We start from the raw sequence: 6,569 nt of genomic DNA, 5'->3' as shown, positions 1-6,569 counted from the left end.
ACCTTGAGCGGCTTCGGCCCGGCGCCAGCCGGCAGGTCCGACAGCATGTCGGCAACAAGCTTCTCTGTCTCACGGCTGCCAGTGCCGTTGCCGATCGAGATCAGCTCGACCTTGTGCTGGCGGATGAGCGCCGCAAGCTCGGCCTGCGTGCCGCGAATGTCGTTCCTCGGCGGGAAGGGATAGACCGTCGTGGTCGCCACAAGCTTGCCGGTGCCGTCGACCACCGCCACCTTGACGCCGGTGCGGATGCCGGGGTCGAGACCCATCGTAGGCCGCGAGCCGGCGGGAGCGGCGAGCAGCAGGTCCTTGAGATTGCGGGCGAAGACGTGGATCGCCTCTTCCTCGGCCCGTTCACGCAAGTCGCGCATCAGGTCGAGCGTCAGATGCAGCGACAGTTTTATCCGCCACGTCCAGCCGGCGACCTCCATCAGCCATTTGTCACCGGGCAGCGTGCCGCCGATGGCATAGGCATTGGCGATCATGCGCTCGACCGGTTTCACCGGCGAGGCGTCGTCGGCATCGACCTCGATGTCGAGCGACAGCACCTCGTCGTTGCGGCCACGCAGCATGGCGAGCGCACGGTGGCTGGGCACGCCCGACCAGCGCTCGACATGGTCGAAATAGTCGGAAAATTTCGCGCCGGCCTCCTGCTTTCCGTCGACGACTTTTGCGCGCAGGAAGGCGCGTTCCTTCATATAGGCGCGCAGCTTGCCGACCAGATCGGCATTCTCGGCGAACTGCTCGGACAGGATGTCGCGCGCGCCTTCAAGCGCCGCCTTGGCGTCGGCCACCTCTTCCGTGACATAGGCGAGCGCAAGCTCGGCCGGAATTTTGGAGCGGTCGGCGAGGATGGCTTCGGCGAGCGGCCCGAGCCCGCGTTCCCTGGCGATCTCGGCCTTGGTGCGCCGCTTCGGCTTGTAGGGCAGGTAGATATCCTCAAGCTCGGCCTTGGTGGCGGCCGCTGCGATCTTGGCCTCCAACTCCTCGGTCAGCTTGCCCTGCTCGCGGATGGAGCTGACGATCGTCTCGCGCCGCGCGTCGAGCTCGCGCAGATAGGCGAGCCGCTCGGAAAGATCGCGCAACTGCGTGTCGTCGAGCCCGCCGGTGACTTCCTTGCGGTAACGCGCCACGAAAGGCACCGTGGCGCCCTCGTCGAGCAGCCCGATCGCCGCCGCGGCCTGTTCCGGCCGTGCGCCGATCTCGGCCGCGATGATTGCTGCGATGCGCTTGATGTCCGATGCCATGCTCGTTCCTGTCGAAAAGAGCGGCGACCATAGGCCGGGATGCCGGCCGCGCCAACCACGCCGTTTTCAACTACCCCTGGAGGTCCACAGGAAACAGCTATGAATGCGACCCGCCGAACGGTTCAGACCATCGTGCTCAGCGCCTCGAAGAAGCTGACGAGGTCGAGGTCGAGCCGATCATCGACAGGTTCCGGCTGCGACGACATCTTGGCGATGACCACTTCCGTCTTCGGATTGACGTAAAGCCACTGGCCGTGGATACCGATGCCGCAGAAGGCGCCGCTGTCATGGCCGGTCTGGTACCATTTGTTGCGGTAGCGCCCCTTTGGGAACAGGAACGCCATCGTGCCGCGCTGCCAGGCCTCAAAGCTGCCGCCGGTGGCGACCGTGTCGCGCACCCAGGCTTCCGGGACGATGCGGCGGCCGTTGGCCGTGCCGCCCTGCCGCATCATCTCGCCGATACGGGCAAGATCGCGTGGCGTCATCGACATGCCGCCGGCGGTGCGCGCCGTGCCTTCCATGTCGACCGTCACCGAAATTTCGCTTGCGGCGCCCAGCGGCAGCCAAAGCTTTTCGCTGAGCAATTGGCTGACACGCTTGCCCGATGCCCGCTCCACCAGGATGCCCAGCATGTCCGAATTGGGCGAGCGGTAGCGATAAGTCTGCCCGTGCGGCTCGGCGAGACGCTGCAGCGTCAGCAGGAATGCCGCGAGGCTTTCCGACCCGCCGCCCGGATTCCACAAGGTCGAACGGCGATAACGGGCAAACGCGCTTTGCGGATCGAGATAGGCTTCCTCGAAATCGAGGCTGACCGTCATGTCGAGCACGTTGCGCACGCTCGCATCGCTATAGGCCGAGCTCTTGGCCTCCGGGATGTAGTGCGTCACGGGTGCATTGGGATCGAACAGCCCCTCGCCTTGTAATATGCCGGCAAGAATGGCGGTCACCGACTTGCTGATCGAAAAGATGATGTGGCGCGCTCCGAACGGCATATGCGGCGCCGACCAGTCGCCGACCAGCTTGCCGCCCTTCAGGATCGTCAGCCCGTCCGTATCGGAGCGCTTCAGGAAGCTCCCGACGGTTTCGCTGCCGCCGGCGAACGAAACCTTCTCTTCGAGCAACGTGCCGACCGATTTTGCCTGCCCCTCGCCGCCGGGCGCCGCCGCGACATGCACACTCGGCACCAGTTCGCCGACATTCTGGAACGACCATCGGTTGAACGGCGAAAGCCGCCAGGTCTCAAGCCGCACATCCTTGCGGGCAAAGCCATACTGGGTCTCGAACGCGGTTTTGCCGGTCATGATGCTCTCGCGGTTGCTATGTTTGGGGGTGTTCAGGCCAGCGCCGCGGCTATGGCATGGACGGCCTTCAGCGTCGCCACGGAATAGGCTTTGTTGGTGAAATCCGGATAAGTCGAAAGCTTCACCACGACCATTCTGTTGTCCCATTCGATATGGATCAGCTGGCCGAACACGCCCCGGCACATCAGCGCGCGCGAGTGTGAATCCTCGATCCAGAACTGGTTTCGGTAGCTGCCGTCCGGAAGGCTCGGGCTGAAATTCGGCCCATGCCTGCCGCCGCGCGTCGCCTCGATCCAGTCGGCCGGGATCACGCCGCCGCCATTGTCGAGGATCAATTGCCCGAATCGGCCATAGTCGCGCAGCGTCGCGTTGAAGCCGCCATCGGCCAGCGCATAGCCGGCGCTGTCGACGGTGAAGCAGGCGCTCTCGTCGGCGCCGAGCTTTTGCCAGAGCTCCTCCGAGACGAGCTGCGCCAGGCGCTTGCCGCTCACCCGCTCCATGATGAAGGCGAGCACGTCGGTCTCGATCGAGCGGTACTCGAACGCCTCGCCATGCGGGCGCACTCGGTCCTTCAGCCGCAGGATCAGCTCGTACATGTGCGAGGGCCACGAAAAGTCCGGATCGCTGCCCGGTGGGATCGGCTTCCAGCCGGTTGCGACATCGACCTGGCCGATCTCGGAATAGCGATCGGTATATTCCTCGGAAAAGCGTACGCCCGTCGTCATGTCGAGCACATGCTGCACGGTGGCGCCGGCCCAGCCGGTCTCACCGAGTTCCGGAAGATAGTCGGTGACGAGCTTTGCCGGATCGATCAAACCGCGCCCGACGAGGATACCGCACACCGACCCGGTGACCGACTTCGCCATCGACTGCGACAGGTGCAGCGTGCGCTCGTCCATGCCGTTGAAATAGCGCTCATAGGCGACCTTGCCGTCCTTCAGCACCAGGAAGCCGTCGGCATAGGTCTCGTCGAGCAGGCCGGCGAGCGTCGTCGGCGCTCCGTTGCTATCGACCACCGGCAATTCGTCGAGGTCCACCTCCGCGCGCTCCAGGCGACGGCGGTGGCCGCTGCCGCGCCACACCTCGACCGTCGGCAGAAATTCGCGGATGTGCTGGAAGGCCCAGCGGTTCCATGGCGGCCTGTCCCAGTCGAGCTTCGGCGGCACCAGCCTGGGCGGCGAGCCCTGCATGATCGGCGGCCGCGGATCGGAGTTGCGGTAAGACGACAAGATTTCCTCCTCGATGCATGTCACCCAAAGTGCGTGCGCCGGTTTGGGCGAACGACATGCACAGTCACAAGAAAGGGAGGCCGGAGCCTCCCCTCCTTTCATGCCCACCTGCAAAATTACTTGCGCAGGTTGGTCCAGATCTTGTTGTAGATCTCCACCACTTCCGGCGGGCATGGCGGCACGAATTCCGGCGTCGGGGCGCCGGCCGGCGGATTAAGTTCCGGTGAGTTGGCGAACTCCGGCGGCAGGAATTTGTGGCTGCCGGCAATGCCGTTGTCGTAGCCGGCGAAGTCCGAGATCAGCGCCGCGTTCTCAGGCGCCATGACGAAGTCCTGGAATAGCTTGGCGTTCTCCAGGTTCTTGGCGCCCTTCAGCACCGCGACATTGTCCATCCAGCCTTCGATGCCTTCCTTCGGATAGGCATATTTGATTGCCGGGATCTTCTGGCGCGAACGATAGGCCGCGCCATTCCATTGCTCGGTGACGATCACGTCGCCCGAGGTGATCTTGGTGATGGTGTCGTAGCTGAACGTCTTCCACGACGGCTTGGCAGCCACCAGGATGTCGTTGACCTTCTTCAGATTGGCCTTGTCGGCGCCGCAGCGGGGCACGCCGGCATAACGCTCCGCCGCATGCATGACGGTGTTGACGTCGTCGAGGACGTTGATCTGGCCCTTGAGCTCATCCGGCGGGTTGAACAGGATGGCCAACGTGTCGATGTCGCCCTTGAACTTGTCGGTATTGACCGAGAACGTTGTCGTGCCGAACTGCCACGGCGCGGTGTAGTGGCGCCCCTTGTCCCAGTAGATGTCGACAAAGCGCGGGTCGAGGTTCTTGCCGTTCGGCATCGCGTTGGGCTCGGTCTTTTCGAGCAGGCCCTCTTCGATCATGATCTTCACGGTGTAGTCCGATGGCACCACGATGTCGTAGCCGGAATTGCCGGCGCGCACCTTGGACAGCATGGTTTCGTTGGAGTCGTAATCGTCCAGCGTCACCTTGATGTTGTACTGCTTCTCGAACTTCTCGATCAGCTTCGGATTGGTGTAGTCACCCCAATTGTAGATGTGCAGTTCGCCGTCGGCGAGCGCCGGCACTGCCCATAAAAGCACTGCCGCGGAAACGGCCGCCATCAGTTTTCCAGACATTTTATGTTCTCCTTGCCTTCCCATTGTTGTGTGTTGGAGCTCATTTGGCGCGTCGGCGCGCAATCAGGAAAGAGACCGAGACGAACAGGATCGACACCATAAGCAGGATGGTGGAGATGGCGTTGATCTCGGGCGTCATCGGCCGCCGGATCTGGTTCCAGATATAGAGGGGCAGTGTCGTCTGGCCGGGACCTGCGACGAGCTGCGTGATGGTAAAATCGTCGAAGGAGACGATGAAGGCGAGCGCAGCGCCCGACATAACGCCGGGAACCAAGAGCGGCAGCGTAATGCGCCTGAAGGCGTTCCAAGGCGTCGCGTAAAGATCGGCTGCGGCATATTCCAGCGTCAGGTCCATGTCCTCCAGCCGCGCCCGGATCGGCATATAGGCGAAGGGGATGCAGAACACGGTGTGGGCGAGGATCAGATTGCCGATGCCGAAATTCAGCCCGAACGCACCGGCGATCAGCGCGAAGAAGGAGAGCGTCGCAACCGCCGTGATGATCTCGGGCACCATCAGCGGCAGGTTGATAACCATGAATGCCGCCGCCAGCCCACGCCACGGCTTCACCCGGGTCATTCCGATCGCCGCCAGCGTCGCGCAGATCGTCGAGACGATCGTCGCGGTCACCGAGATGATCAGCGTGTTCTTGGCCGCGGCATGGAATTCCTCGTTGAGGAGGGCGCTGCCGTACCAGCCGAGCGTGACGCCTTCCCAATGCGTGACCAGTGAGCCGCTGTTCAGCGAGAAGATCATCAGGATAAGCACCGGCACATAGAGCACCAGCAGGCAGATGATGGCGATCGATCGGAACCCCGGCTGGTCCTTGATATCCATGACGCGGGGCTCAGCCATGCTGCACCTTGCCCGACGTGTTGCGGACATAGAAGTAAAGCGCAACCAGCACGGCGGCCATCAGGATCAGCGCCTGCGCGCAGCCGAGCGGCCAGTTGCGCCCCGAGCCGAATTGCTGGGCGATCAGGTCGCCGATCATCAGGTGGATGCCGCCGCCGAGGATGAGTGGCGTCACATAGGCGCCGAGGGCCGGGATGAAGACGAGCAGGCATCCGGCGATGATGCCGGGCTTGGACAGCGGAATGATCACCCGCCACAGCACTTGCCGGCGCGTCGCATAAAGATCGTAGGCCGCTTCGATAAGTCGGAAGTCGAGCTTCTCGAGGCTCGAATAGAGCGGCAGCACCATGAACGGCAGGAACGCGTAGAGCAGGCCGAGCTGGATGGCGAAGTTGGTGTAGAGCATGGTGATCGGCTTATCGATCACCCCCAGCCCGATCAGCGCGTTGTTGATCAGGCCCTCGTCACGGATGATGAACATGATCGCCAGCGTGCGGACCAGAAGGTTCGACCAGAATGGGATGGTGATCAGAAGCACCCACCAATTGCGCTGCGCCGGCGGCCGCGTCGCCATGAAATAGGCGGTCGGAAAACCGAGCAGCAGGCAGATGACAGTCGTCACCGCCGCGAACAGGAACGAACGCAGATAGATGATCAGGAAGTCCGGCGTGAATTGCAGCGTGTCGTCGAAAATGTCGCGCTGGAACAGGAAGTTCAGATAGGCGTCGGTCGAGAACTGCCACTGCACGCCGCCATAAGGCGCGGCGACGAGGAACGAATAGACGCAGATGATGATC

Annotated in this window: 6 protein-coding genes; all 6 read right to left on the bottom strand. The window is 63.0% G+C overall.

Translation table 11 applies throughout. The features are described from left to right. Positions 1-1,244, bottom strand: a 1,244-nt coding sequence (locus tag EOA27_RS16645) for a Tex-like N-terminal domain-containing protein (RefSeq protein WP_281059429.1), incomplete at its 3' end; no start/stop codon positions are given. Positions 1,245-1,366: 122 nt separating this feature from the next. Continuing rightward, the gene (locus tag EOA27_RS16640) at positions 1,367-2,545 is read right to left on the bottom strand and encodes a serine hydrolase (RefSeq protein WP_126081545.1); all 1,179 of its coding nucleotides are present in this window, start codon (positions 2,543-2,545) and stop codon (positions 1,367-1,369) included. A gap of 32 nt (positions 2,546-2,577) precedes the next feature. Continuing rightward, a complete protein-coding gene (locus EOA27_RS16635; protein ID WP_126081544.1) occupies positions 2,578-3,774 on the bottom strand; it encodes a serine hydrolase in 1,197 nt (398 codons plus the stop codon). A 116-nt stretch (positions 3,775-3,890) separates the two neighbouring features. Then, positions 3,891-4,919, bottom strand: coding sequence for an extracellular solute-binding protein (locus tag EOA27_RS16630; protein WP_189341978.1), 1,029 nt, complete (start codon positions 4,917-4,919; stop codon positions 3,891-3,893). 40 nt (positions 4,920-4,959) lie between these two features. Next, a complete protein-coding gene (locus EOA27_RS16625; RefSeq protein WP_126081542.1) occupies positions 4,960-5,772 on the bottom strand; it encodes an ABC transporter permease in 813 nt (270 codons plus the stop codon). Next, positions 5,765-6,569: ABC transporter permease (locus EOA27_RS16620; RefSeq protein WP_145970376.1), on the bottom strand; the 805-nt coding region annotated here is incomplete at its 5' end. The genes EOA27_RS16620 and EOA27_RS16625, both read right to left, overlap by 8 nt.

It is taken from the genome of Mesorhizobium sp. M2A.F.Ca.ET.037.01.1.1, from assembly GCF_003998075.1.
Lineage (GTDB): Bacteria > Pseudomonadota > Alphaproteobacteria > Rhizobiales > Rhizobiaceae > Mesorhizobium.
Note: the sequence above shows the minus strand (reverse complement) of the source record. Positions and strands in the feature narration are given on the sequence as shown.